The following is a 24,795-nucleotide window of genomic DNA, read 5'->3' as shown; positions in this document are numbered from 1 at the left end:
GGGCTCACCGGGGCGGGCGGATCCAGTCGGTCAGGGGCTTGAACTGGCCCTTGCCCTCGTACTGGTAGAACCTCGCCTGGTCGTTGCAGACGGCGGGGGCGTCCGGGTACTTGCCGCACTTGACCTCGGCGGCGCCCATGATGACCGGCCCGGGGAACTTCTTGAGCTGCTCGGTCACCGACTCGGGAGTGATCTTGTCCGGGCCGATGGCGTTGAGCACCTTCGCGTACGTCAGGACAGTGCTCCAGCCCAGCGGCGCGAACACCTTGGACTGGTCGTCCTTGCCCAGCCCGGCCTCTGCCGAGGCCTTCAGGAACGCCTTGGAGTCGGCGGCCGAGGAGTCCATCGGCAGCGTCTGGGCGACGCCGTACGTCCAGGTGGGCAGGTCCCCGCCGAGCCCCTGGGCGACATCGGGGGACATGCACAGCGGCGTGGAGACCACCGGCTTGGTGACATTGAGCTGCTTCAGTGCCTTGGCGATCCCGACGCATCCGCCACCGACGGAGATGGGCACCACAACATCCGAGGTGTTCGCCCCGGCCGCGGTGACCGGGCCGATCAGGTCGGTGGACTGCGCGTCGAATCCGACGGACTTCACCTTCAGGCCGGCCGCTTCCAGGCCCTTCACCGCCGCCCCGGAGGCGATCTTGTCGCCGGGCGTGTTCGTGTGGATCACCGCCGCGGTCTTCGCCTTCAGCACGTCACGGGCGTACGTGCCCCAGGTGCCGAAGATGTGCGGCAGGTCGCCGAACGTGCTGAAGGTGTTCTTCGCGGTGGGCATGGTCGGGCCCGTCGCCACTCCGACCAGTACGGGCTTCTTCCCCGCGATCACGGAGTTGAAGGAGGCATCCCCGAGGTAGAGGTTGCCCGCGCCGATGGCGGAGACTTCCTTGTCGCCGAGCAGTTGCTGGCCGCACTTCTGCCCCTCCTCCTCGGCGGACACCACGGCGCAGACGTTCAGCTTCAGCGGGTGCCCGCCGATACCGCCCAACGTGTCGTTGACGTACTTCACGGCGGCGCGGGCACCCAGGGTGGCTTCGGGGTTGCCGCCGGGGCCGCCCTCGACGTTCACCCAGCCCAGGGTGACCGGGGCGAGGCCGGCGTCGGCCTTGCCCGCCTTTCCACCGACGTAGGCGAGGTAGTCGGTCACGACGTCACTGGCCCGGCGTGAGTCCGCTTTCGCGGCGGCGCCACCCCCGGAAGTGCCGGTGGACGAGGATGCGCTGACGCCCGATCCGCCGCATGCGGCGATGCCCAGCAGGGGCGCCATGGCGGCGGAGACGAGGCCGATTCTCAGGGGACGTGAGTTTGTGGGCATGCGGGATCCTCCAGGATCGGAAACGGCAGGGCGGCGTTGCCCGGCACGGCATGCGGGGAGAGCAGGGAAGGCGGAGAAAGGCAGGAAGAAGGCAGGCGGGCGCACCGGGATGACCGGTGCCTCGGACCAGCCCGAGGAACTTCGAAAGGCCAGGTGATCGGAGGTTTCCGAGTTCCGTAACTTTCTTACGGATCGGGAATCTAGGTGTACTCTGGCGCCCTGTCAACGCCCTGGTTCACACCGAATTCACGATCACGCATTGGGAGGGGAAGGACATGACGGAGCGCGCGGTGAGACGCAGGCTCCCTCGGCGCTCACCTGAAGAGACCCGGGACCTCATGCTGGAAGCGGCCACCGAGCTCGTCTGCGCCGGCACCTCCGACACGAGCGAGGCGGCCGTCTCCGCGGCCCTTGCCCATGTCCGCGTCAAGCGGGTCACCGAGGAAGCCACCCGCATCATGCGGGAGAGGCTGGGCGACGACACGGCGCCGGCGATCACGACCGGATCCATCTACCAGATCTGGCCCGCGCAGGCCGACTTCCAGGCGGATCTCCTCTTCCACCTCACCGGCCGACAGGCCAAACTGGTCCCGGGGCTGGAGGAGAGCATCCGTCGTTTCAAGAGGGCGGTCGACAACGGGACGACCTGGCAGGACGCTCTCAACGACGTTCTGACGGACAACCACGAGAACCACCGCGTGGACCCGATCTACCGCGTGCTGCTCGGCTTCTACGCCAGCGCCTCCAACCCCCGCGTCCGCGACGCCCTGGGGCACTACGGCGAGTCGTTCACCGAGGTCGCCTGCGAGGCGTACCAGATGCTGCTGGACGTCTACGGGCTGCGCATGCGCGCGCCTTACAAGGTCGAACACATGGCCACCACCATCGCCGCCCTGCTCGACGGCTTCCACATGCGCTGGATCGCCGGACACCCCCACCTGGAGGACCCGGAAGGAGACGACCGCTGGTCCCTCGCCACCCGCTCCGCCGTGATGATGTTCGACCAGTTCACCGAACCGGCGTAGAGGGGTTCGCGCGGCCATGTGTCGTCGATGAGTGCGCCGAAGGCCGCCACATCGCGGACGGAGCGCGTCACCAAGACCTCGAAGCGAGATCTCCGAACCCCTGGAACTCGACATCGTTGGGTCCCGCCAGGCCGTGATCCTGGTCGTTCTCGGTGGATCCGATCGGCACGCTGCGACCCAGGTCCATACGCGGTCCGGTGGCTGGGGTCGCCTCTTGATGTCAGGGATGATGTCCCACCCCGGTACCCGGAAGGGGCATCATCGCGTCGTTCGGGGACTCCGCTGTGCGAGGGTTCTATCCCCTCGGCTGAACCGGGCGGACGCGGCTGCTGCTGTGGTGTGCGTCCAACTCATCGACCCCCAGGGGCTATTGAGGGGCCGCAAGGGCAGGATCAGACCGACAAGCACTGCACGGGGCTGACACTGATCAGTACGTCTGACCTGCAAGAACGGCGTGAATCGGCACTGATCGGCAAGGGCTACCAAGATCCTCAAAGGACTCATAATCCGTCGGCCGTGGGTTCGAGTCCCACCGGCCCACCTCGGTGTCCTTGGTGCAGGAACGTTTTCACCTGGTGACAGCTGGTCAGCCCCTCGTGGATCGAGTGGCCTTTTCGTCTTTGGTGGTCGCTGGCCTGTTCGCTGGTGGCTTGAGGGGCAGACGCTCACGACAGGGAGCGGCCCCGGCCGGGGCAGTTGAAGGCCCGCGTCCACTCGCCCGAGGCGGTCGTGCGACAGCTCGACGAGCGCGCGACGGCCCGCATTGACGAGGACGAGGTGGGTTCGGACCTCGATGACATCCGCAAGCGAACAGGGCGGCAGTGCCCGTCGCGGCGTTGGTGGGACCGGCGAGAGCGTCGATGGCGGGTAGCACCAGCGGGCGCGTCCCAGGCGGTGCGAAGGCGTCTATGTGTCGACGGGTGTCGGTTTGTGGGGGCTGGGTAGTGTCCGGGACCTGTCATTGAAGTGAACGGCAAGATTTTTTGCCTGGGCTCGGGCGACTGATCGCCTGATCTTGGACGGACCATTGCTCTTCGGGTGAAGCGCCTCGAACAGACTTTCCGGCACCAAGGGTTTTGTGATCGGTTCGTCAAGTATGTCGGGGGTGGGCTGTGGAGGGTTCGGGCGGTAGACGTGTGCGGTCGTCGCGTACGGCGTGGCTGGCCGCGTTCGTCCTGTTGATTCAGCCTGTCGCGACGGCTGCCGCCCATGCGGCTGCTGCCGGTGGCCAGGACACCGGTACCGCCAGCGCGACATCGATGTCTCCGGAGGTGGCCGCCTCGCAGAAAGCGGCGGCGAGCGGCACTCCGGTGGAGGTCACCGGCGACCGTACGGAGTACACGACGACGTACGCCAACCCCGACGGCACGACCTTCAGGGTGGACCAGTCGACCGCACCGGTGCGCGTAAGCCAGGGCGACAACTCCTGGGCGGCTCCCGATCCGAACCTCGAAGTGCGGTCGGACGGGACGGTCGGGCCGAAGGCGGCCGTGGTGGATCTGACGTTTTCCGACGGCGGTGACGGGTCGGGGCTGGTGGACATCGCCCGGGACGGCAGGTCCTTGCGGCTGGGCTGGCAGGGGAAGCTGCCGAAGCCGACGCTGGACGGTGCGAGTGCGGTGTACGCCGATGTGCTGCCCGGTGTGGATCTGCGCATGACGGCGACGACCGAGGGCTTCCGTGAGCTGCTGGTGGTGAAGACCCCGCAGGCGGCCGCGGATCCGGAGCTGAAGAAGGTCGCCTTCTCGCTGCGGTCGGACGGGCTGACGGTTGCGCCGACGAGCGGCGGCGGGATGACCGCCGTGGACGACGATGCGCGCCCGGTCTTCTCCGCTCCGGCGGCACTCATGTGGGACTCGAAGGGTGACGCGACCGCTTCCGGTACGTCCACCCAGTTGGAGCGGACGAGCCTGGTCACGCAGGCGAGCGCCCCCGCCGCGTCAGCCACCGCGGACCCCTCCACCGGAGCGTCTGCGGACGGTACGGCGGGGCCGGGCGACGGCGACGCATCGGCGGTGCTGCCCGTTCAGGTCGGCACGAACTCGCTGGCCGTGGTGCCGGACTCGGGCATGCTGGCCAACAGCGACAGCAGCGCCTACCCCCTCTACATCGATCCCAGCGTCGGTCTGGACCAGACGGCCCACACGTATCTGCGCTCGGACGGTGTCACCGACTTCAACTGGGACAACGGCAGCAACAACGAGGGCAAGGGAATGGGGCACTGCTCCTCCTGGAACGGTTTCTTCTGCGGTCCCGGGTACACGGAGCGCTTGTACTTCCAGTTCGCGCCGAGTGGTCTGGCGGGCAAGAAGGTGCTGTCGGCGACGTTCCGGGCGACCGAGAGCTGGTCGTTCACCTGTGATGCGCGCTGGGTCGACCTGGACCGCACCGGCAACATCTCGTCGTCGACCACCTGGTCGAACCGTCCCGCGTACCTGGGCACGATGGCCAGCCGCGACGTGTCGGCGGGCCGCAGCTCCCTGTGTGATCCATCGCAGCCGCCGGCGCCGACCGAGTTCAGCGGTTCGAAGCTGACGTCCGCGGTGGGCGACCTCGCGGCGGGTAAGTTCTCCCGGTTGACGTTGCTGCTGATGGCCCGGGACGAGAACGACACCAGTGCCTGGAAGCGGTTCAGGGACGACGCGACGCTGTCGGTGACCTATGTGGGGCTGCCGGCGGTGCCGACCAAGGCGGGCATCGCCGAGGGCAGCGGTATCAGCTGTGAGACCAACTCCGGCGCCCCGGACGTGATCGCCGATCCCACGCCGAGCCTGACCGCCACGGTGTGGACGGCGACCGGCGGCGGAAGCGGAGCAAGCCTTCGTGCTCACTTCTACATGCAGAAGCAGAACAGCGACGGCAGTTGGTCGACGGCGACCGAGCCGGTGCGGCCCACGAGCGGCTTCGTCGGCAACGGAACGGTGCTCACCTACCCGTCACCGGTCACGCTGTCCGAGGGACCGACGTACAGGCTGGCGGTGTTCAGCCGCTCCTACTACAACAGCGGCGCTGACTATCTCGAGTCGCACAGCACGGTGACCACCCTCAAGGACTGGTGCTACTTCAAGGTGGACACCACCGCCCCGAAGCCCCCCACGGTGACCATCGGCAGCCCGTACGCGTGCACGGCCAACCCGTGCGCCCCCGGTGGGGGTCCCGGGACTCCTGGTCAGTTCTCTTTCTCGCCGGCCCCCGGAGAGACCAACACCGCCTACGAGTACAGGCTGGCGACCTCCACCTCCTGGTCGAAGCCGATCCTCGGCAACAAGGTCACCGTGGAGGTCACCCCTCCGTTGGCGGGCACCCAGCAGCTTCAGGTGAAGGCGCAGGACAGTGCGGGACGCTGGGGATATACGGCGTTCGCGACGTTCAACGTCGCCGAGGGGAAGACGGCGATCGGGCGCTGGCACTTCGACGACGCGGCACCGGGCTCCACGGTGACCACGGCCGCGGACACGGCAACGGAGGGAAGCAGCCGACACCCGGCGACCCTCTTCACCGGAGGCGCGGGCTGGTCGTCTCTGGCACGCCGGGGCGAAGGGGACCGGTCGCTGTGGCTGAACGACACCTCCGACACGACCCGCCAGTCCGGATACGCGGCCACCGCCGCTCCGGTGGTCAACACCCAGTCCTCGTTCACCGTTTCGGCCTGGGCCTACCTCTCGGACGAGTCCGACGCCCGCACGGTGATGTCGGAGACGGGCAGCGACGGCTCCGGTTTCACCCTGTACTACTCGTCGGGCATCCAGCGCTGGGTGTTTCTGTGGAGCTGGTACGAGAACGGGGTGCGCAAGTATCTGGGCGCGAATTCCGACGCGGCCGGCGTGCCCGTGCCGCTAAAGGTGTGGACGCATCTGACCGGCGTCTACAACTCCCAGGACCGCACCATCTCCCTGTACGTGAACGGCCGCCCGCAGGGCTCGCCGGTCACGCTGCCCAGCACGTCGGGCGCCACGGTCAGTGACGGCGCTCTGCAGTTCGGCCGGGCCGGTTTCACCCCGGGCAGCTACGTGAACTACTGGCGGGGTCGGGTCGACGAAGTGGCCGTCTGGCAGCGCGTCCTGACGGACGACGAGGTCGCCACCGAGGACCGATTGCCCGACGCCAACGGCGCGAACGGCGTAGAGCTGATGGGTGCTTGGAAGCCGAACGGAGCCAGTGGCACCACGCTGGCGGACACCACGTCCGGATACGGCCGTGCCCTCACGCTGTCCGGTGGTGCCTCACTCGACGGCCAGGCCCTTGTCCTGAAAGGAGCGGACGCCGCCGCCACAGCCCCTGGCCCGGTACTCGACGACACGGCCTCGTTCACCGCCACCACGTTGGTGGACGTGGACAGGGACGCGCTGGTGTCCAAGCCGGTCGGTTACACCGGCCAGGTCATTGGCCAGCGCAGCACTGACGGCTCCGCCTGGGGCTTCTGGTTCCAGCTGACCGGCACCGACCTCGACCCGGACACCGACACCACCGTCCCGGCCGGCAAGTGGTACTTCGGCCGGCTGAACAAGGACGGCAGTTTCGACGGAGTGGTCTCCGACGAGGCCGCGGCACTTGGCAGCGCGGTACGGCTGACCGGAACCTACGACGCCCCGTCCGGCACGATCCACTTCTACCTCGGGCCCGAGGAGAACGACGCCGAGGTAACCCACCCCTACACCGCGGCTGCTGGACTCGGCGACTTCGCGGCCGGTGAGGGATACGTCGGTGGAACGTGGGGCCATTACCTGCTCGGAAAGATCACCGACATCAGGCTCTGGACCGGCGCCATGGCCGACCAGCAACAGGTCAGCAACACCGTCGACAACTGACCCGGGGGACGCCCGATGGGGTGACAGGACAGTCCGCACTACCGGATTTCGCTCCCAAGTCACCTTCGCTTCTTGACCCTTTGGCGTCTCCGGGCGGTCCCGGAACGTGTACGCGGCAGAGTCCCACAGCTTGATCGCATGGAGGTCCCGTCATGAGTTCCGGTACGAAAGCCCGCTGGATCCGCGGTGCCCTGACTCGCGGTGTGCTCCTGCCCTGGCGGGCACCGGTTTCGGAGCGGGACGCACGTGGTCGGCGGGCACCGGTCGTCGCGGCGGTGTGCCTGGCCCTGGCCGCCTCGGCGGGACTGGCGGCACCGGCTGCTCATGCCGCTGGTGGCGGCCCGGGTAGGCCGGCCGTGCCCAAGCAGCGAGTCGACAAGGTGCGGACGAACATCGGCCTCGGCGCGAACAAGGCCAGAGCAGAGGTCGCGAGAACCAAGGCCGCCAACGCGGCCCAGGCCGAACGAGCACGTGCCCAGCAGCACAGCGCCTGGCCCGCCGCCTCAACGGCGACCGGGCGGATACCGGGGCACGGCACCGCGAAGCTGACGGCGGGAGGACTGCCGGTCACGGTCACGCCCGCCCGCGGGACCAACCCTGCGGCAGGTCAGGTGCGGGTACGGGTTCTCGGACAGCAGCAGGCGCGAGCAGCGGGCATCAGAGGCGTACTGCTGACGGCACTGGCCACGGAGCCGGGCTCCGCGCAGGTCAGCGTTGGCTACTCGGCGTTCGCCTCCGCCTATGGCGGCGACTGGTCGGGCCGCCTGCGCCTGGTCCGACTGCCCGCTTGCGTCCTGATCACCCCGCAGAAGGCCGCATGCCGGACGCAGACTCCGCTCGGCTCGCACAACAACTTCGGCGATCAGACGCTCACGGCCAAGGTCGACCTGGGCAAGGCCGGCCGGGACACCGATACGGAGCGGGCCTCACGCTCGGCGCCGCGCACCTCCCTGATGGCCGCCGCCACGACCGGCTCGGCCACGGTGCTGGCCGCCACCGCCGCAGGCGGGGCGTCGGCGTCCGGCGCCGGCGACTACGCGGCCGACAAGCTCTCGGCCTCCTCGAGCTGGGAGGCGGGAAGTTCCTCGGGCGCGTTCACCTGGTCGTATCCCATGGCCACCCCGCCGGCCGCCGCCGGCCCGTCGCCCGACCTGTCGCTGTCGTACGACTCCGGGAGTGTCGACGGCAGGACCGCGTCGACGAACAACCAGGGAAGCGTTGTCGGCGAGGGCTTCGACGACGTGGCGTCCTCCTACGTCGAGCGGTCCTACGCCTCGTGCGACGACGACGGCCAGAAGGGCAAGTACGACCAGTGCTGGAAGTACGACAACGCCTCACTGGTACTGAACGGCAGGTCCACCGAGCTGGTCAAGGACGACACCACCGGAGCCTGGCACCTCAAGGACGACGACGCCTCGACCGTCACCCACTCCACCGGCGCCGACAACGGCGACAACGACGGCGAGTACTGGACCGTCACCACCGGCGACGGCACCAAGTACGTCTTCGGCCTGAACAAGCTGCCGGGCGCGGACACTCAGCGCACCAACTCCGTATGGACCGTGCCGGTGTTCGGCGACGATCCCGGTGAGCCCGGCTACGACCAGGGGTCCACCTTCGCCGACCGTTCCCTGGCTCAGGCCTGGCGCTGGAACCTGGACTACGTGGTGGACCCGCACGGCAACGCGATGTCGTACTGGTACACCGCGGAGACCAACTACTACGGCAAGAACGGCGCGTCGACCGGCACCGCCCAGTACACGCGGGGCGGCTACCTCACCAAGATCCTCTACGGGCAGAACAAGGACACCCTGTTCACCGGCACCGGCACCGCCTCGGACGAGGTCACCTTCGGCTACGACGAGCGGTGCACGGCGTCCGACTGCTCCTCGCTGACCTCCTCCACCGCCTCCAACTGGCCCGACGTTCCCTTCGACTCCATCTGTGCCTCCGGCGCGGACTGCAACGCCAGCGGTCCGGACTTCTTCACCCGCAAGCGACTGACCAGCGTCGACACCTATGCGTGGTCGGCCGCCTCCAGCGCCTACACGGCCGTCGACTCCTGGGCACTGACCCAACAGTTCCTGGACCCCGGGGACATCGGCAACAGCACCGACCAGAGCCTCGTCCTCAAGAGCGTCCAGCACACCGGCAAGAACGGCACCGCCATCTCCCTGGATCCGGTGACGTTCACCTACCAGATGCGGGAGAACCGGGTCGACTCCGCCGCGGACAACATCCTGCCGCTGAACCGGCCCCGTATCGCGACCGTCACCTCCGAGACCGGCGCGGTCACCACCGTGACACTGTCGGACCCGGAGTGCGTACGCGGCTCGAACATGCCGTCGTCCGAGGACAACGACACGAAAAGCTGCTACCCGGTCTACTGGCACATCAACGGCGCCACCGAGGCGTCCCTCGACTGGTTCAACAAGTACCGGGTGCTGGACGTCATCACCTCCGACCCCACTGGGCACGGCCAGACGACGGAAAACCACTACAGCTACTCGGGCCCGGCCTGGCACTACGACAACGATCCGCTGACCCCGGCCGATGAACGCACATGGTCTGACTGGCGCGGCTACCGCACCGTCACGGCCCTCAAAGGCTCATCCACCGAAACCCAGTCCAAGACCGTGTCCGTGTACATGCAAGGCATGGACGGCGACAAACAGAAGGACGGCACGACCCGCTCCGTCTCCGTCCCCGGTACTGGCTTTACCGGCCTGAGCGTGGCCGACCAGACCGACAGCGACCGCTTCTCCGGTTTCACCCGCGAACAGATCACCTACAACGGCGCGACACCGGTCACGGTCACGGTCAACGACCCGTGGTCCAGTCGCACCGCGAGTCAGCAGAAGTCGTACGCCAATATCGAGGCCTACTTCGTCCGTACCTACAAGACGCAGACCTCGACCTACCTGCCGACCGCCGCCGCCTGGCGCACCCGCAGTGTCACCACCACCTTCGACAGCTATGGCATGCCGACCAGCGTGTACGACGCGGGTGACACGGCTGTCACGGGTGACGAGACCTGTGCCCGTACCTGGTACGCCCGCAATGCCGCCCTGGGCATCAACTCCCTGGTGTCGCGCACCCGTGTTGTGGGCAGGGCCTGCTCAACCGCTGAGACCGACCTGAGCCTGCCGGCCTCGTCCAGCTCTCGCGGAGACGTGCTCTCCGACACGGCGACCGTCTACGATGACACCGCCGCCACCGCCTGGACCGCCTCGCAGACACCGACACTGGGGGACGCGAGCTGGACCGGCCGCGCATCCGCCTATCCGGCCTCGGCCACCAACGGCGAGCGATACCCGGCTTCCTGGCAGTCCGTCGCGAGGACCACCTACGACACTCTGGGCCGGCCCCTGACCGTGACCGACACGGCAGGACAGGTGACCAGCACCCTCTACACCCCGATCGCCACCGGTCCACTGACCAAGATCACGGTCACCGACCCCAAGGGCCAGAAGAGCTACACCTACCTCGACTACGCCCGCGGTTCGACCGTCAAGTCCTATGACATCAACACCAAACTGACCGAGTCCACATACGACGCACTGGGCCGCGCGACGGCTGTCTGGCTGCCCAACCGTGCCCGCTCCGCTGGATTCGGAGCCAACTACACCTACGCCTACGCCGTCAGCAACAAAGCTCCGTCCTGGTCGTCCACCTCGACGATCCGCGGTGACGGGGTCTACAACACCACCTACACGATCTATGACTCGCTGCTGAGGCCGCTGCAGACCCAGTCCCCGGCCGCGAACGACGGACGGCTGCTGACCGACACCCGCTACGACAGCCGCGGCCTGGCCTACGAAACGTACGCCGACGTCTACAACTCCGACGCCACCCCTTCGGGCGCGTATGCCCAGGTCAAATACGGCGGCGCACCGAAGCAGACCGACATCGTCTTCGACGGCGTGGAACGTCCGACCACCAGCACCCTGTACGTCTACGGCGACAAGAAATGGTCCACCACCACCGGCTACACCGGGGACTCCACCGCCACCACCGCGCCGGCCGGCGGTTCAGCCGTCCGCACCATCACCGACGTCTTCGGCCGAACCACCGAACGCCGCGAGTACTCGGGCACAGACCCCGCCGACACCGCCTACGGTGCCGGCGTCGGCGCCACCCACACGTCGACGAAGTACAGCTACACCCGTGACGGCAAACCGGACACCATCACCGGGACCGACGGAACCAAGTGGTCCTACACCTACGACCTGTTCGGCCGCCAGGTCACGGCGACAGACCCGGACGAGGGGAAGACGACCACCTCGTACACCGACCTGGACCAGATCGCCACCACGACCGATGCCCGCAACACCACCCTGCTCTACGGGTACGACGTACTCGGCCGCACGACGGACGAGTGGCAGACCTCCAAGGCCGACGCCGACAAACTCGCCCACTGGGCCTACGACAGCCTGGTCAAGGGGCAGTTGGACTCCGCGACCAGCTATGTCGGGGGAGTGGCCGGCAAGGCCTACACCAGGAGAGTCACCGCCTACGACAGCCTGTACCGGCCGACCACCACCCAACTGGTCCTGCCGAAGACCGACCCCCTGGTCACCCTCGGTGCCGTGGCGGAGACGACGACGTCCTCGACCTTCTACAACCTCGACGGCACCCAGCAGTTCGTTTCCGAACCGGCGGCCGGCGGTCTTGCCGCGGAAACCGTCAACACCGGCCACAACAGCGTCGGCCTGCCCACCACCGTGAGCGGCGCCAGCGACTATCTCCTCGGGGCCGCCTACTCCGCCATCGGCCAGACCGAACAGCTCATCCTCGGCACGTCCTCGGCCGCCGGTACCAAGAAGGCCTACATCACCAACGTCTGGGAAGAGGGCACCGGTCGACTCGATCAATCGACCGTCACGGACCAGACCGACATCAACCCACTGCAAAAGCTGAACTACAGCTACGACGACGCGGGCAACGTCACCTCCATCACCGACCCAGCCACGCTCGGCGCCACTGGCAAGGCCGACTACCAGTGCTTCACCTACGACGGCCACCAACGTCTGACCGAGGCCTGGACCCCGTCCACCGACGACTGCTCGGTGTCGGGCCGTACCACCGCGAACCTCGGCGGCGCCGCCCCCTACTGGAGCTCGTACGCCTACACCGGCAGTGGCCTGCGTACCACCGACACCACCCACAGGTCAGCAGGCAACAGCACCAATACTTACTGCTACAGCGCGACCCGGCCCCACGCACTGAACGCCACCACATCGGCGACCTCGTGCTCGGGAGTCACCGCGGCCTACTCCTACGACGCGACCGGCAACACGACCGGCCGGCCCAACGGCTCCGATACGCAGACCCTCACCTGGACTCCCGAAGGCCGGCTCGACACCCTCACCGAGAAGACCGGCTCCGGCACGGTCAAGGCCACCACCAGCCATGTCTACGACGCGGATGGTGACCTCCTGATCCGCCGCAACGCCGGCGGAGAGACCGTCCTCTACCTGGACGGCGGCACCGAGGTCCACCTCGACACCTCGACATCGACCCCCAAGTACTGGGCTCAGCGGTACTACACCGCCGGCGGCTCGGCCATTGCTCTGCGCAGCAACAGGTCAGGGACCTCGACACTGACCTGGCTCGCGGCCGACCAGCACGGAACCAGCGATCTCGCCGTGGATGCCACGACGCAGGCCGTCACCAAGCGGTACACCACCGTGTTCGGCGCCCCACGCGGCGGCACCGGTACCTGGCCCGACGACAAGGCGTTCCTCGGCGCCTCCGCCGACCGCGGCACCGGCCTCACTCACCTCGGCGCCCGCGAATACGACCCGTCCACCGGGCGGTTCATCAGCGTCGACCCAGTCCTGAACCTGGCCGAGCAGCAGTCCCTCAACGGCTACACCTACGGCAACGACAACCCGGCCACCCTCGCTGATCCGGCCGGCACCGATCCGTGCGGCGGCCTCAAGTGCGGCCACGCAGGGGACAAGTGCAGCGACCCCGCCATCTACTGCTACGCCTCGAAACCGGACGGCACGGCTGAGACCTCCGGTGAGGTTCCCTCCATCGGCGGCACGGCCAGCACGAGCAGCACCGGCAAGACCAGCAGCAAGTCGAGTGGCGGTGGCTCCGACGGGGGCTGGCTGTCGAATGCGGCGAATGCCGTCGTCGATTACGGCTCCGCGATCTTCTCCCAGCCCGACGTCTGGTGGGGCTCCGCGGAAACCGCCGGGAGCATAGCCCTCATCAACCTCGGCGGCGATGCCATCGCCGGCGGCGCCGCCATCTGCCTCACCGGCGTCGGCTGCATCGCCGGCGCCCCCATCGCCGCCGGAGGCGCAGGCCTGATCGGCGTCGGCGCCGCCGGCACGGCGGACGGGATCGGGCGTATCAATGACGGGCTGGGGAAGGCGTTCAGCGAGGCAGAGGGGAATTCTGGGGGGTCAGGGGGTTCCAGTTCCGGCGAATTTATCAACGAGGCAGAAAAAGCTACGGATGACGAGATTTATGCCGCTCAAGAAGTAGCTTCCCAAGGGAACAAAGTGGTTCTCCGAGATCCTCCGGGAGATGGTGGAACGAGAGGAATTGATACTTCAGACGTCCTGATCAACGGGGTTCAGGGTGATATCTACAGTCCGTCGTCTGGAAATATGGACAGAATATCTGGAGCCATATCAAAGAAACGGAACCAGGTTGACGGGGGGTACGTTATTCTGAATCTGAAGAACTCTCCTGTCAGAGCCGGTGATGTGGATGTCAACAGCTTGCTGAATCGAGTTAATTCTCGACCGGGTACGTCGCCTCCGCTTAGTGGTATTTTTGTGATTCAGTAGACCGTGATCGCCAAGTGAGACAGAAATAGGTGCCTGCGTCGGTGTGGGGACTCGCTGCGAGTAAACCGTGTAGCCTGGGATTCGGACCCGCGATCTGGAAGGGGGATCAATAAATGGCCAAGTTTCGGTGCCGTTGTGGTGAAATGATTACCATGAGTGGGGCGATTCCTAACCCACTTGAGTGGCATCTTGTATCGGATCAGGAGCTTGAAGGATTCTGGGAATCAGAAGACTTCACAGGGCTGCAGCAAGCGGCGAGGCCTGTCTTCCTGTGCCCTGGATGCGGAAGAATCTGGATCTATTGGGACGGATATGAAGGGAAGCGCGTTTCGTACGTACGCGAAGATGAGTGATGGGCGGGAAGCGCTTGTCGGGCGATCGCATCGGTTTGGTATTTCTGGCGAGTGTCGTGCGCACCGTATCTGGCTACGGATGTTCTCCTGATCAGATATCCGGTAGGGCGGGGCGGGGGCTGGCGCCATATTATCTCGATTGGCTTCGGTGCCGACGCCGCAATGGGCGAGGGTGTGTATCTATCTGGCTCGGCTGCGTTGGTGGCACCCTGTAGCCTCAGGTCATGCAGTTTTCATGGACCCTCTCCGGTCGCGTGGTGACCGCGGACTCGAGCGGGCCGAGTGTGGTTGGTCGGATTCTGTTTGATGTGGCGTTGACGGAATGGAGTGGGAAAATATAGGCGTGAAGATTGGAAAATGACAAGTGTCTTCGGCAGACGAGAAATGGGAATCACTGGTGGCGGTGGAGATGGAGGCTGCTCGAATTCGAGCGGAAATCAACCGGCTGCCGATGCGTAACGAATTGATTGAGCGGGGAATCGAATCTCCCTCGCCTTGGGAACGCTCAACCGCTCTCACCTTCCTTCGACTGCTGCCCGGAGACGTTCCAGGACTGCTGGAACTGCTGGTCGATCTGTGTCTTTCGGCTGGATGGGCGCAATCCGCCAAAGAAGCACTGTGGTCGGCACGTTGTGACATCGAGGTACCGGTACTCAGTGACGTCGTGTTGCGTGAGCTGTCCGACGGTGACGCCGAGGATTACCTCATGTTGGCCGATATGCTGGCGTATATTGAAGCCTGGCCTACTCTCGGTGAAGTGATCAGTCAGGCTGGCCGGAGTCGCGATGCGGAGATCCGAGAAGTCGGTGCGCAATTCCTCCGCAGTTACGAGGGATTGCTGCCCTGAGCTCGGTGCGTGTCGAATCGGATCCATGGTGCCCTTGCGTACGTGGGCATCGGTTGGGTGGGTGTGGTTGGGCTATGAATTCATTGATCGTATATGCGCCACGCGATGTGGTCATCGAAGGGGTTCAGGGTCAGCTGCTCGCCCGTGGAATCAGTACAGAATTCTGGGAGGGGCGGATTGCGGTGTCGCACGCAGGGTCTACTGCCTGGGTCGCGCCGGACTTGGCGGGCGAGTTGGAGAGAGAATGTGAGCCGGATGAGCTCGCCGTCATGGAGGGGCTCATCGGGAGATGGAGCGCTTTTATCATCGATTATCGGGCGGTAGAAGTGGCGGATGTCGTCGTGGCTGCGATGTGCGAACACTGGCCGTGCGTGGTCGATGACGATGACGGGTTCATTGGATGGGCCGCGGACTATCTGGAGCGGCGACGCGGATAGTGGTACGACTGCAGATCTGGACCTTTTCGCGACGGGTGAGCCGTTTCTCTGAGATTCGTACCTGGAAATCTGGGAAGATGGTCGGCGAATGGCCAAGTTTCGGTGCTGCTGTGGCGAAATTTGACGCTGCTGAGGGATTCATTGGTCCCCTGCGCCTGAACGACGGGTTCGATCAGCTCGCGCTGGACGAGCTGTGCAGGCAGATCGACCGGCTCGGGCAGCGGTGGCGCACGGCCGAGGTCATTCCGAAATCAGCCGCCCTCCTGCTCTCGGAGCTGTACCCGGCGATCAGCAACTGCGCCGATGGGCTTGGCTTCCTCGGCAATCGTTGGCTCGGCCGGTACTCGGACGAGTGTGGACGATCATGTGTCTCATTCGCTGTCGTCCTCAGTCAACTGCTCGGCCCTGGTCAGGAAGTCATGAGCGCTCAGTAGGTCCGCGCCGACGTGCTTCTGGCCAGTCATATGGGGCCTTCACTCCTGCGCTCCACTCAGGCCGGTCTGCGCTCCACCAGGTTGGCCCGCACATTCAGCGGCCCCGGCCGGGAGACGCGCTCCGGCCGGGGCCTGGTCCCGCCCGCCTCCAGGTGCTCACGGGGCATGGGCCGGGCGGGAGTTCAGTAAGGAGTGGGCGTCTCCCGGCACGTGTGGGCGCGCATGCGCACGTTGCAGTCGGACTCCCGTGAGTAGTCGCCTGAGGCCCGGGCCTGTGTCCGCTGCCTGTCCAGGCTCGCGCAGACCGCGCAGCCTGGTGTGGGCTTGGGTGGTGTGGTCGGCATTTGCAGCAGGTACGACGTCGGTGTGGTCATCGTTCTCCCTGGTGGCAGGTGCAGCGGCAGCGGGCGATGAGGAGGATGCCCGTGCTGTGCGGCAGGGGGATGTCCTCGGTCTGGCGGCACCAGCCGTGCATGTGGGTGTACTCGGGCCGCAGGGCGACCGTGCACTCGGCGGACAGGCCTGTCTCTTCCGAGGTGTCGGTGCCGCTCATCGGCCGGCCGCCGGGTGTACGCCGTTCAGGTTCTCGTGGTGGTCGCACAGGGCGTTGACGACGCGGGCGAGCTTGCGGGCGGCGGAGAGGCGGATGGGGAGCGTGCCGTCTCCGTTCAGGCGCAGTTTGTTGCGCGCCTCGCCGATACAGGCGAGGGCGCAGTAGCGGGGGATGCTGTCCTTCGGCTCTCGTGCCGCCGCCGTTGCCACCTCGGGGATGAGCAGTTGGATGTGTCCGCGCAGCGTGAGGGTGAGCGTGTCCAGCTCTTCGGCGGTGGGTGGTTCAGCGTCCTGGGTGAGGAGGCGACAGGCGCTCTCGCGCATCGTGGCGATGTCGGGCGGGCGGGAATCCTGCTGTTCAGCGGTTGATGGTGAGGCTGTAACTCGCCTCATGTCGACGCTCCTTCTCGGTGTCGGCCACGCCCCGGGAGTCCTGACCGACTCGCCGAGGTCTTGCCGTAACTGCCGACGCTAGGAGCGCAGCGTGCACACGATCCAGCTTTGTGCAGATCTGTGCGCGCACTGCCCATACGCAGGAGTAGTGGCCGGTTTGCCATCTTGACCAGCTCACTCAGGCCTCCGAACCTGTTGCACAGAACTGCACATGACGATGCGGGAGGCTGCCATGCCGCTACTGTTCATCGGAATCGACCCCACACACGGGAGACCACGAGAGCCCGACCGTGTGGGTCGACCAGGAGAAGAAGGAACTCGTCTTCCAGGGGTACAAGCCTGACGCGGAACTCGAAGCCGAGTGCGCTGCCTTCGAGGTGCCCGGTCACTCCAAGGGGATCCCGGACCACGAGGCAGTGATCCGTATCCCGGCCAGGATGGTGGACATGATCAGGGAGGCGTGCGATGCCGTCGAGCACACCGGCGACGTTCACTGATCTGCTCGCCCGCAGCCGGCACTCCGCCATCCACTTGGAGATGCGCGACACCTACGCCGTCCACTACGAGCAAGGCCCGTTCGCGGACCGGAGGAACGGATACCGCCACGACCCGGCAGACCGCGGCTCCTGGTGGCGGCCGTGGCTTGACCTGATTGAGGACACCGTGGCCCGTGGCGTCGTCGTACGCCGGGCCCGGATCGTGTCCGAACCTGTCAGTGAGTACACCCGGTTCCTGTACGACGGCACGTTCACCAACGTCGCCGCGGGCGAGGACGTGCGGTGGCTGCCGCGCCGCCGAGCGTCCGACATCGCTCTGCCCGGCAACGACTTCTGGCTGTTCGACGAGCAGTGGGTCTACTGGAACCACTTCACAGGGGACGGCACATCGGCTGGCGGCGAGGTCTCAGACGATCGGGCCGCCGCGAAGCTGTGCGCCGAGGCATTCGAGGCTGTGTGGGGGCGTGCCGTCCCGCACCGCGAGTACGAGATCCACTGACAGGAAGCACCGGACAGGCCAGCTCATGCCCTTCTCCCCGTCCTCGTCGGCCCAGGCCGCGCGCGAAGTCGTTGCCCAGCGACTGCGCGACCTTCGCAAGGGGGCGGGACTGACAGTCACCGAGCTGGCCAGTCGGTGCAGTTGGCACCACGCGAAAACGTCGCGTATCGAAAACGCGCGCACCGCGCCGTCGGCGACCGACATCCGGCTGTGGTGCCGCGCTGCCGGGGCACAGGACCAGGCAGAAGACTTGATCGTGCAGTCCCTGCATGCCGAGTCGATGTACACAGAGTGGCGCGACCAGGTACGCAGCGGCCTGAAGCAACTCCAGGACAGCGCTGTCCAGTTCTTCCACGACACGCGGCTCTTCCGCGTCTACTCCTCGTCCCTCGTGCCGGGCCTGCTCCAGACCGAGGGGTACGCGGCCGGGATCCTCGGTATCAGCGCCCGATTCCGGGACCTTCCGGTCGACGACAGCGCAGAGGCCGCGCGAGCGAGGGTCGACCGGTCACGCGTGATCCATGAGCCAGGGCATCGGTTTGTGTTCCTCGTCGAGGAGGCGGCGCTGCACTACCAGATCGCGGACACCGACGCGATGGCCGCACAGTTGGGCTACCTGCTCACCGCCGGAGCGATGCCGCAGGTGTCGCTCGGCATCATCCCCACGGCCGCGCAGGAACGAGGCCAGTGGCCGCGCGAGACCTTCCATGTCTACGACGACACCCTTGTCTCCGTGGAACTGGTATCCGCCCGAGTGAAGATCACTCAGCCATCGGAGATCGCCCTGTACCTCAAGGCGTTCGAGCAGATGCGCAGCATGGCCGTGTACGGGGCGGATGCACGCGCCCTGATCCTCAAGGCCATCGAGGCACTGAACTGACCCCCGGGCATGCCGAAGCGCCCTTGCACGGCCGTCATGACCGTGCAGGGGCGCAGTGTTGTTCAGCGGGCGAACAGGGCGACGGCACCCGTCTCCCTGCCCGCTTTCATCAGGTCGGGGTCGACCTCGTCCTCGTACAGGTAAGGGCGAGGTGCCCAGGACGTCGGTGGGCGCCTCCGCCCAACAGCCTCTAGCAACCTCCGGCAAGAACGTCGAGGGCGTCCAGCAGTCTCGTGCGGGCTGTCTTCGTGGACGTGCCGGAGAGGCAGCGCATGAGGAGGAGTCGTGCCTTCGCGGCCGACAGCTCGCCGGCGAAGAGCGCACCCGCACTCGCCAGCCCCGCGCCGCCCCCGTCTCCGCCGTAGACCGGGAACGTGCCGCCCGCCATGACACGCGACGCGATGACCACGAGCACACCTCTCTCGGTCAGTTCGCCGACCACGCTCGCCAGTCCTCCCGGCAGGTTTCCGAGGCCGAAGCCTTCGAGTACGAGGCCGCGGGCTCCCGTGTGTTCGATTACTGTCCGCATGAGGTCGGGGGCGAACCCCGTGTACGGAGTCATGGCGGCCACCTGGACGTCGGGGTCGAGCGGCCAGGTCGGTGCCCAGCGGGCGATCCTGTGGTGCACCAGGCGTAGTCCGCCGGCGGGATCGAAGGTGGCGACCGGGCCGAAGGCCGGCGACGAGAACGCGTTGACGTGATGCGTGTGGACCTTGCGGATCCACCGTGCCGCGTGCAGTTCGTCGGACGTGTTGACGAGAACCCCGAGGCCCCGCAGTTTCGGACTCGCCGCGGCCGCCACGGCGTTGGAGAGGTTGCGCGGCCCGTCGGGCGAGGTCGAGTCGGCGCTGCGCATCGCCGATGCGAAGACTATGGGCTTGTCGGTGGCGGTTGCCAGGTCGACCGCGAACGCCGTTTCCTCCATGGTGTCGGTGCCGTGGGTGATCACGATCCCGGCCACCTCGGGGTCGGTCAGGGCCTCCTCGATGCGGGCGGCCAGGAGCCACATCCTTCGCGGGTCCATGTCCCAGCTGTTGATCCGTTCGAGGTCGACAGCCGGCTCGACCGAGACACCCGCCGGTATGTCGCATCCGTCGAGCAGTTCCGCGACCGAGCGCCGGGCGACCAGCTGACCGTCCGCCCCCGACGCGGAGGCGATCGTGCCACCGGTGCCGAGCAGCGCGACACGAGTCGATCCCATGGTCAGACCCCGAGATGCTGTTCGAGCCGGCCGCTGTCCGCCAGGGCGTCGAGCAGGCCTTCCGCGATCACCTGACCGCCTTCCAGCAGGAGGCAGCGCCCGGCCATGCTCCGTACCATCGGCACGTTCTGCTCCACGACCACCGTTGTCAGTCCCTCGTTCCGGTTGATGTCCACGATGTTCTGGGCGATCTGCTGTACGAGTACGGGCATGATCCCGTCCGAGGGCTCATCGAGCAGGAGCAGCTGCGGTTCGGACATCAACGCCCGGCCGATGGCGAGCATCTGCTGTTCTCCGCCGCTCAGCGTGCCGGCCGCCTGGGAGCCCCGCTCGCCCAGCCGGGGGAAGTACTCGAGTACCTCCCGCAGCCGTCCGGGACGGCTTCGTTTGCCGGCTGCCATCCTCCCGAGCTGGAGGTTCTCGTCGACCGTCAGATCCGGGAAGACACCACGCCCTTGCGGTACGACAGCGATGCCGTGGTGAGCACGGGCATGGGCCGGAGCGCGGCTGAGGTCGATGTCGTCGAACCGGATGGTGCCTTCACGGATGCGAAGCAGACCGGCCACGGCGCGGATCAGGCTGGTCTTGCCCATCCCGTTGCGCCCCAGGATTCCCACGATCTCGCCGCGCTGGACGGACAACGAGAGTCCGTGCAGGACGGTCCCGTCGCCGTATCCGGCCACGACGTCACGTACGTCGAGCATCAGGCCACCTCCTCGCCGAGATAGACAGCACGGACCTGAGCGTTCTGCTCGATGTCCGACATCGGGCCCTCGGCGATGACCCGGCCGAGGTGCAGCACCGTGACCTCGGCCTCCAGGGCGCGTACGAAACCCATGTCGTGCTCGACCACGATCGCGGCGACGCCCTGGGTGTCGACGAGTTCGCGTACGAGGCCGGCCGTCATCATCGTCTCGCCGGGGGTCATACCGGCTGTGGGCTCGTCGAGCAGCATGATCTGCGCCCGCCGGCCGATGACCAGTCCGATTTCCAGCCATTGGGTGCGGCCGTGGGGCAGGTGGGCCGCCGGATCGTCGAGCGCGTCGCCGAGGCGGACGCTCTCGGCGACCTCCTGCACGCGTACGGCGAGGGCTCGTCGCCGCAGGCCGCTGCCGAGGACGGCGATCTCCAGGTTCTGGCGGACGGTCAGATCGGGGTAGAAGGACGGTCGCTGGAACTTTCGCACCATGCCGGCCGAGGCCACACGGTGGGCGGGCCAGCTGGTGATGTCCTTTCCGCGCAGGCGGATCGTGCCCCGGTCGGGCCTGACATGGCCGGACAACATGCTGACCAGCGTCGACTTCCCTGCCCCGTTGGGGCCGATGACGCATCTGATCGCGGACTCCGGGAGGGCGAGGCCCACATCGGTGTTCGCCTGCACGCCGCCGAACCGCTTCGAGATCCCGCGGACTTCGAGCATGGCGGTCACTGGGCCCTCCTCATCGATGGACGGATCGCCAGGAGTGTCCCCACCAGGCCACGCCGGAAGAAGGCGATGACGACGAAGAAGAGCAGTCCCAGCAAGAGTTGCCAGTACGTGGGGATCCACGCGTTGAGTTGATTCGACAGGGCCGAGATCCCGATCGCCCCGACGATCGCCCCGAGGAAGTACTGCCTGCCGCCGATCGCCACCCAGACCACGACGTTGGTCGAGAACAGCACTCCGCCAAGATCCGGTGACACGAACCCCGCGTCGGTCGCGTAGAACGCCCCGGCCAGGGCCGCGACTCCTCCGGAGATGGCGAAGGCGATCGTCTTGCGCAGCGCGGTGTTGTATCCCAGTGACTCCGTGCGTTCCTCGTTCTCGCGGATGCTCACGAGGATCTTGCCGAAGGCCGACCGCTGCAGTGTGCGAAGGCCGACGTACGTCACCAGGGTCAGGAGGAAGACGACGTAGTACGCGGTGAGGTCGCTCTGCAGGGACAACGCGAGCCCGGGCAGGTCGAGAGCGACCTTGGGGACGAACATTCCGTTGAAGCCGCCGGTCACTCCCGACGCCGTGTTCGCGACGACCTGGGCGATCGTCGAGATGGCCAGAGTGACGAGCACGAAATAGGAGTCCCGGACGCGGGCGCTGAAGAGGAAGTAGCCCACGGCCGCCGCGGCGGCAGCCGCGATGGCGACCCCGAGACCGATTCCGGCCCAGGGCCCGAGAGCGCCCGCGATGTCATGTACCGCGATGCCCATGGAGTAGGCGCCCACAATGAAGAAGGCCGCCTGGCCGAAACTGACCATTCCGCCCAGACCCCACAGCAGGCACAGGCTCATCGCCAGAATTCCGAAGAGCATGTACTGCGGGAGCACGAACACGGGGTAGCCCGCGAACACGTAGGGCACGTAGAACAAGGCGACGAAGACCACCGATGCGGCGATGTTCTCGCCCGAGGCCCATCTGCGCGCCGCGGCGGCTGCCGGATGGCGGCGGACGGACTCGATACGCGTCCCGCCAAGGTCGTCGGACATCACGCGGCCTTCTTTCCCAGGATGCCCGCCGGGCGGAATCGCAGGGCGATCACGGCGAGCGCGAAGACGACCGTCTGCGCGAACACCTGCTGGGCCACCAGGGACACGAGCGTTGTCGCGCCGCCCATCAGCGCACTGCCGGCGAGGGTGCCGCCCACCAGTGATCCGAGGCCGCCCACGGTCACCACGAAGAAGCTGCGCACCAGCCAGAGGGTCCCCATGTCGGGCTCGACGCTGAACATCGGCGAGATGAGTCCCCCCGCGAGTCCGGCGAGCATCGCTCCCAGGGTGAAGATCGCGCGGTACATCGCCGAGGCCCTGACCCCCAGCATCATCGCCATCTCCCGGTTCTGGATCATGGCCCGCACCCGGATTCCGACGTTCGTGCGGTACATGACCCAGGCGGCCGCCGCGAACAGCAGGATCGACACCAGGGACACGACAGCCACGTAGCGTCCGATCACCGCGCCCCCGATGCTGATCGTCCCCCGGATCGGATTCGCCACGCTGTGCAGGTCGGTCCCCCAGAACACCTTGATCAGCTGAGTCGCGACGAGGTAGAAGGCCCAGGTGATGAGCAGGGTCTCGAACTGCTTGTCGTAGAAGTGCCGGATCAGAACGATCTCGAAGACCAGCCCGAACACCCCGACCAGCAGGGCCGACGCGATGACGCACACGACGAACGGCAGGCCGTGCTGCACCAGCGTCCAGGTGATGTAGGCGCCGAGGGCGAGCATGGCCCCGTGGCCCATGTTGATCACTCGGACCAGACCGAACACCACGGCCAGGCCCAAGGCCACCAGCGCGAGCACAAGGCTCGAACTGATGGCGTCGAGCGCAACCGAAAGGACCTGCGTCATGACTGCTTCGCCTTGAGGGGCAGGCTGTCGCATGCCGCGGGGGTGGGCGTCACCGACGCGACCTTGTGGACGACCTCGAACATGTCGTCGGTGCCGGTCCAGTTCGGCCGTACCTTGACGAGGTAGGACGGCAGCACGGCCTGGTGGTCCTCGGCCCGCATGGTGATCGATCCCTGGGGTGCCTTGTCGAAGGTCAGGCCGCCGAGCTTTTCGCGGATTCCGTCAGTGCTGACGTCTCCGGCCAGCTCGATGGCCTTCGCCGCCATGTGCGCGGCGTTGTACATGGCCACCCCCACCGTGTCCATCAGCACGTTGCCGGACGCGGCTCGCACCTTCTTGCGGAACGCCGCGTTGTTCGGGGTGTCGATGGACCAGAAGTAGTCGAAGCTGACGTAGTCACCGGCTGTCGCCTCGGGGCCGATGCCGGACGTGGCGGCTTCCTCGTCGTCCACCGTCCAGACGATGAAGTCCTTCTTCATACCGGCCGCGGCCAGCTGGCGACGGAAGTTCACGGTGTCCGAACCGGTGAGGGTGAGGAAGATGACGTCCGCGCCCGAACTCTTGATCTGGGAGAGGACGGAACCGTACTGCGGGGTGTTGAACGGGATGTAGACCTCGCCGACGACCTTGCCACCCAGCTCCGTGAGCTTCTGCTTCGTCAGCCGGTTCGTCTCTCTGGGCCAGACGTAGTCCGATCCCACCATGAAGAACTTCCCGCCGTGCTTCTTGACGATGTAGTCCATGTGCGGCCAGACCTGCTCCGACGGTTCGGGGCCGAACATGAAGATGTTCGGATTACAGACACCCGGGTAGTACTTCTGGCTCTGGCCCTCGTAGAAGGTGGGATACAGAAGCAGCTTGTCGGCCGCGGTCACCACAGGCCCGGCGGCGTTCCGCTCCGCGCTGCTGAAGGTACCCGCGAGGAACGCGACGTTCTCCTCGCGAATCAGCCGGTTCGCCTGCTCGGTCACCACCTGCGGCTGCGTCTGCGAGTCCGCCTGTACGATCTGCCACTTGCGCCCGAGGGTGCCTCCGGCCGCGTTGATCTCGTCGACGGCGAGCTTGAACCCGGCGATATGGGCCTTGCCGTACACCGTCCACGCACCGCTCAGGGGCGAGATGACGCCCACCTTGATCGGGTCGGTCGTCTTGCCCGACGCGCTCGGGGACGAGGACGACTTCGGCGCGCACGCGCCGAGCAGCGGAACCGCAGCGCTCGCGCCGAGGGCCGCCAGGACAGAACTCTGGAGGAAGGAACGCCGGCCGAGGCCGCGCGATGACGAACTTGCCATGGGATTTTCCTTGGGGTCTGGTCCAGCCGAGAGGGGAGAAGAGGGGGGGGAGAAGAGGAGGGGAGGGGAGATTACGCTCTTGCTTGTGTCGATTTGTTACGGTGCGGGCGATGACCCGCTGGTGTAG

Annotated in this window: 17 protein-coding genes and 1 pseudogene; 9 read left to right on the top strand and 9 right to left on the bottom strand. The window is 66.6% G+C overall.

The window, feature by feature from the left end:
* Window positions 1-4: 4 nt before the first annotated feature.
* Window positions 5-1,318: an ABC transporter substrate-binding protein gene (locus tag AOK08_RS09690; RefSeq protein WP_055525069.1), complete on the bottom strand. Its 1,314-nt coding sequence runs from the start codon at window positions 1,316-1,318 to the stop codon at window positions 5-7.
* A gap of 290 nt (window positions 1,319-1,608) precedes the next feature.
* Between AOK08_RS09690 and AOK08_RS09685 the strand changes: the two genes are divergently transcribed.
* The 6 genes from AOK08_RS09685 to AOK08_RS45630 all read left to right on the top strand — a co-directional run bounded on the left by AOK08_RS09685 (window position 1,609) and on the right by AOK08_RS45630 (window position 16,031).
* A complete protein-coding gene (locus AOK08_RS09685) occupies window positions 1,609-2,343 on the top strand; it encodes a hypothetical protein (protein WP_241826897.1) in 735 nt (244 codons plus the stop codon).
* 1,259 nt (window positions 2,344-3,602) lie between these two features.
* On the top strand, window positions 3,603-7,151 hold the full coding sequence (locus tag AOK08_RS09680) for a laminin G domain-containing protein (protein ID WP_241826896.1): 3,549 nt from the start codon (window positions 3,603-3,605) through the stop codon (window positions 7,149-7,151).
* 152 nt (window positions 7,152-7,303) lie between these two features.
* The gene (locus AOK08_RS09675; RefSeq protein ID WP_241826895.1) at window positions 7,304-13,960 is read left to right on the top strand and encodes an RHS repeat-associated core domain-containing protein; all 6,657 of its coding nucleotides are present in this window, start codon (window positions 7,304-7,306) and stop codon (window positions 13,958-13,960) included.
* A 717-nt stretch (window positions 13,961-14,677) separates the two neighbouring features.
* Complete coding sequence (locus tag AOK08_RS45635; protein ID WP_157876627.1) at window positions 14,678-15,160, top strand: hypothetical protein; 483 nt, start codon at window positions 14,678-14,680, stop codon at window positions 15,158-15,160.
* Between the two features lie 74 nt (window positions 15,161-15,234).
* Window positions 15,235-15,597, top strand: a complete 363-nt coding sequence (locus AOK08_RS09665) for a hypothetical protein (protein WP_157876626.1) — start codon at window positions 15,235-15,237, stop codon at window positions 15,595-15,597.
* Between the two features lie 77 nt (window positions 15,598-15,674).
* Window positions 15,675-16,031, top strand: coding sequence for a hypothetical protein (locus AOK08_RS45630; RefSeq protein ID WP_157876625.1), 357 nt, complete (start codon window positions 15,675-15,677; stop codon window positions 16,029-16,031).
* Window positions 16,032-16,401: 370 nt separating this feature from the next.
* On the opposite strand, the gene AOK08_RS09660 is transcribed toward AOK08_RS45630, so the two are convergent.
* Window positions 16,402-16,584 (bottom strand): hypothetical protein, encoded by a 183-nt coding sequence (locus AOK08_RS09660; RefSeq protein WP_055525064.1) that lies wholly within the window; start codon window positions 16,582-16,584, stop codon window positions 16,402-16,404.
* Window positions 16,581-16,976 carry a DUF6415 family natural product biosynthesis protein gene (locus tag AOK08_RS09655; RefSeq protein ID WP_055525063.1) on the bottom strand — a complete coding sequence of 132 codons (396 nt, stop codon included), beginning with the start codon at window positions 16,974-16,976 and terminating at the stop codon, window positions 16,581-16,583. The genes AOK08_RS09660 and AOK08_RS09655 overlap by 4 nt, the downstream gene beginning before the upstream one ends.
* 232 nt (window positions 16,977-17,208) lie before the next feature.
* On the opposite strand from AOK08_RS09655, the pseudogene AOK08_RS09650 reads away from it, so the two are divergent.
* The 3 genes and pseudogenes from AOK08_RS09650 to AOK08_RS09640 all read left to right on the top strand — a co-directional run bounded on the left by AOK08_RS09650 (window position 17,209) and on the right by AOK08_RS09640 (window position 18,852).
* Window positions 17,209-17,473 (top strand): annotated as a pseudogene (locus AOK08_RS09650) (hypothetical protein).
* A complete protein-coding gene (locus tag AOK08_RS09645; protein WP_055525062.1) occupies window positions 17,442-17,972 on the top strand; it encodes a DUF6879 family protein in 531 nt (176 codons plus the stop codon). Before AOK08_RS09650 ends, AOK08_RS09645 begins: the two are co-directional and overlap by 32 nt.
* 25 nt (window positions 17,973-17,997) lie before the next feature.
* The gene (locus AOK08_RS09640) at window positions 17,998-18,852 is read left to right on the top strand and encodes a helix-turn-helix domain-containing protein (protein WP_055525061.1); all 855 of its coding nucleotides are present in this window, start codon (window positions 17,998-18,000) and stop codon (window positions 18,850-18,852) included.
* A 190-nt stretch (window positions 18,853-19,042) separates the two neighbouring features.
* On the opposite strand, the gene AOK08_RS09635 is transcribed toward AOK08_RS09640, so the two are convergent.
* From AOK08_RS09635 to AOK08_RS09610, 6 genes are read right to left on the bottom strand one after another with little or no spacing between them, the layout of a single operon-like run.
* Window positions 19,043-20,053: an asparaginase gene (locus tag AOK08_RS09635; RefSeq protein ID WP_055525060.1), complete on the bottom strand. Its 1,011-nt coding sequence runs from the start codon at window positions 20,051-20,053 to the stop codon at window positions 19,043-19,045.
* 2 nt (window positions 20,054-20,055) lie between these two features.
* The gene (locus AOK08_RS09630; RefSeq protein WP_055525059.1) at window positions 20,056-20,757 is read right to left on the bottom strand and encodes an ABC transporter ATP-binding protein; all 702 of its coding nucleotides are present in this window, start codon (window positions 20,755-20,757) and stop codon (window positions 20,056-20,058) included.
* A complete protein-coding gene (locus AOK08_RS09625) occupies window positions 20,757-21,473 on the bottom strand; it encodes an ATP-binding cassette domain-containing protein (protein WP_107100904.1) in 717 nt (238 codons plus the stop codon). Before AOK08_RS09625 ends, AOK08_RS09630 begins: the two co-directional genes overlap by 1 nt.
* Before the next feature lie 5 nt (window positions 21,474-21,478).
* Complete coding sequence (locus tag AOK08_RS09620) at window positions 21,479-22,516, bottom strand: branched-chain amino acid ABC transporter permease (protein ID WP_055525057.1); 1,038 nt, start codon at window positions 22,514-22,516, stop codon at window positions 21,479-21,481.
* The gene (locus tag AOK08_RS09615; RefSeq protein WP_055525056.1) at window positions 22,516-23,376 is read right to left on the bottom strand and encodes a branched-chain amino acid ABC transporter permease; all 861 of its coding nucleotides are present in this window, start codon (window positions 23,374-23,376) and stop codon (window positions 22,516-22,518) included. The genes AOK08_RS09620 and AOK08_RS09615 overlap by 1 nt, the downstream gene beginning before the upstream one ends.
* Window positions 23,373-24,668, bottom strand: coding sequence for a substrate-binding protein (locus AOK08_RS09610; RefSeq protein WP_055525055.1), 1,296 nt, complete (start codon window positions 24,666-24,668; stop codon window positions 23,373-23,375). Before AOK08_RS09610 ends, AOK08_RS09615 begins: the two co-directional genes overlap by 4 nt.
* Between the last annotated feature and the right edge of the window lie 127 nt (window positions 24,669-24,795).

It is taken from the genome of Streptomyces graminilatus, from assembly GCF_001418565.1.
GTDB classification, from domain to species: Bacteria; Actinomycetota; Actinomycetes; order Streptomycetales; family Streptomycetaceae; genus Streptomyces; species Streptomyces graminilatus.
Note: the sequence above shows the minus strand (reverse complement) of the source record. Positions and strands in the feature narration are given on the sequence as shown.

Coding starts and splice junctions, on each gene's coding strand:
- AOK08_RS09690 (WP_055525069.1), bottom strand. CDS start 1,318: ATGCCCACAAACTCACGTCCCCTGAGAATCGGCCTCGTCTCCGCCGCC.
- AOK08_RS09680 (WP_241826896.1), top strand. CDS start 3,603: ATGTCTCCGGAGGTGGCCGCCTCGCAGAAAGCGGCGGCGAGCGGCACT.
- AOK08_RS09675 (WP_241826895.1), top strand. CDS start 7,304: ATGAGTTCCGGTACGAAAGCCCGCTGGATCCGCGGTGCCCTGACTCGC.
- AOK08_RS09665 (WP_157876626.1), top strand. CDS start 15,235: ATGAATTCATTGATCGTATATGCGCCACGCGATGTGGTCATCGAAGGG.
- AOK08_RS45630 (WP_157876625.1), top strand. CDS start 15,675: ATGGTCGGCGAATGGCCAAGTTTCGGTGCTGCTGTGGCGAAATTTGAC.
- AOK08_RS09660 (WP_055525064.1), bottom strand. CDS start 16,584: ATGAGCGGCACCGACACCTCGGAAGAGACAGGCCTGTCCGCCGAGTGC.
- AOK08_RS09655 (WP_055525063.1), bottom strand. CDS start 16,976: ATGAGGCGAGTTACAGCCTCACCATCAACCGCTGAACAGCAGGATTCC.
- AOK08_RS09645 (WP_055525062.1), top strand. CDS start 17,442: ATGCCGTCGAGCACACCGGCGACGTTCACTGATCTGCTCGCCCGCAGC.
- AOK08_RS09640 (WP_055525061.1), top strand. CDS start 17,998: ATGCCCTTCTCCCCGTCCTCGTCGGCCCAGGCCGCGCGCGAAGTCGTT.
- AOK08_RS09635 (WP_055525060.1), bottom strand. CDS start 20,053: ATGGGATCGACTCGTGTCGCGCTGCTCGGCACCGGTGGCACGATCGCC.
- AOK08_RS09630 (WP_055525059.1), bottom strand. CDS start 20,757: ATGCTCGACGTACGTGACGTCGTGGCCGGATACGGCGACGGGACCGTC.
- AOK08_RS09625 (WP_107100904.1), bottom strand. CDS start 21,473: ATGCTCGAAGTCCGCGGGATCTCGAAGCGGTTCGGCGGCGTGCAGGCG.
- AOK08_RS09620 (WP_055525057.1), bottom strand. CDS start 22,516: ATGTCCGACGACCTTGGCGGGACGCGTATCGAGTCCGTCCGCCGCCAT.
- AOK08_RS09615 (WP_055525056.1), bottom strand. CDS start 23,376: ATGACGCAGGTCCTTTCGGTTGCGCTCGACGCCATCAGTTCGAGCCTT.
- AOK08_RS09610 (WP_055525055.1), bottom strand. CDS start 24,668: ATGGCAAGTTCGTCATCGCGCGGCCTCGGCCGGCGTTCCTTCCTCCAG.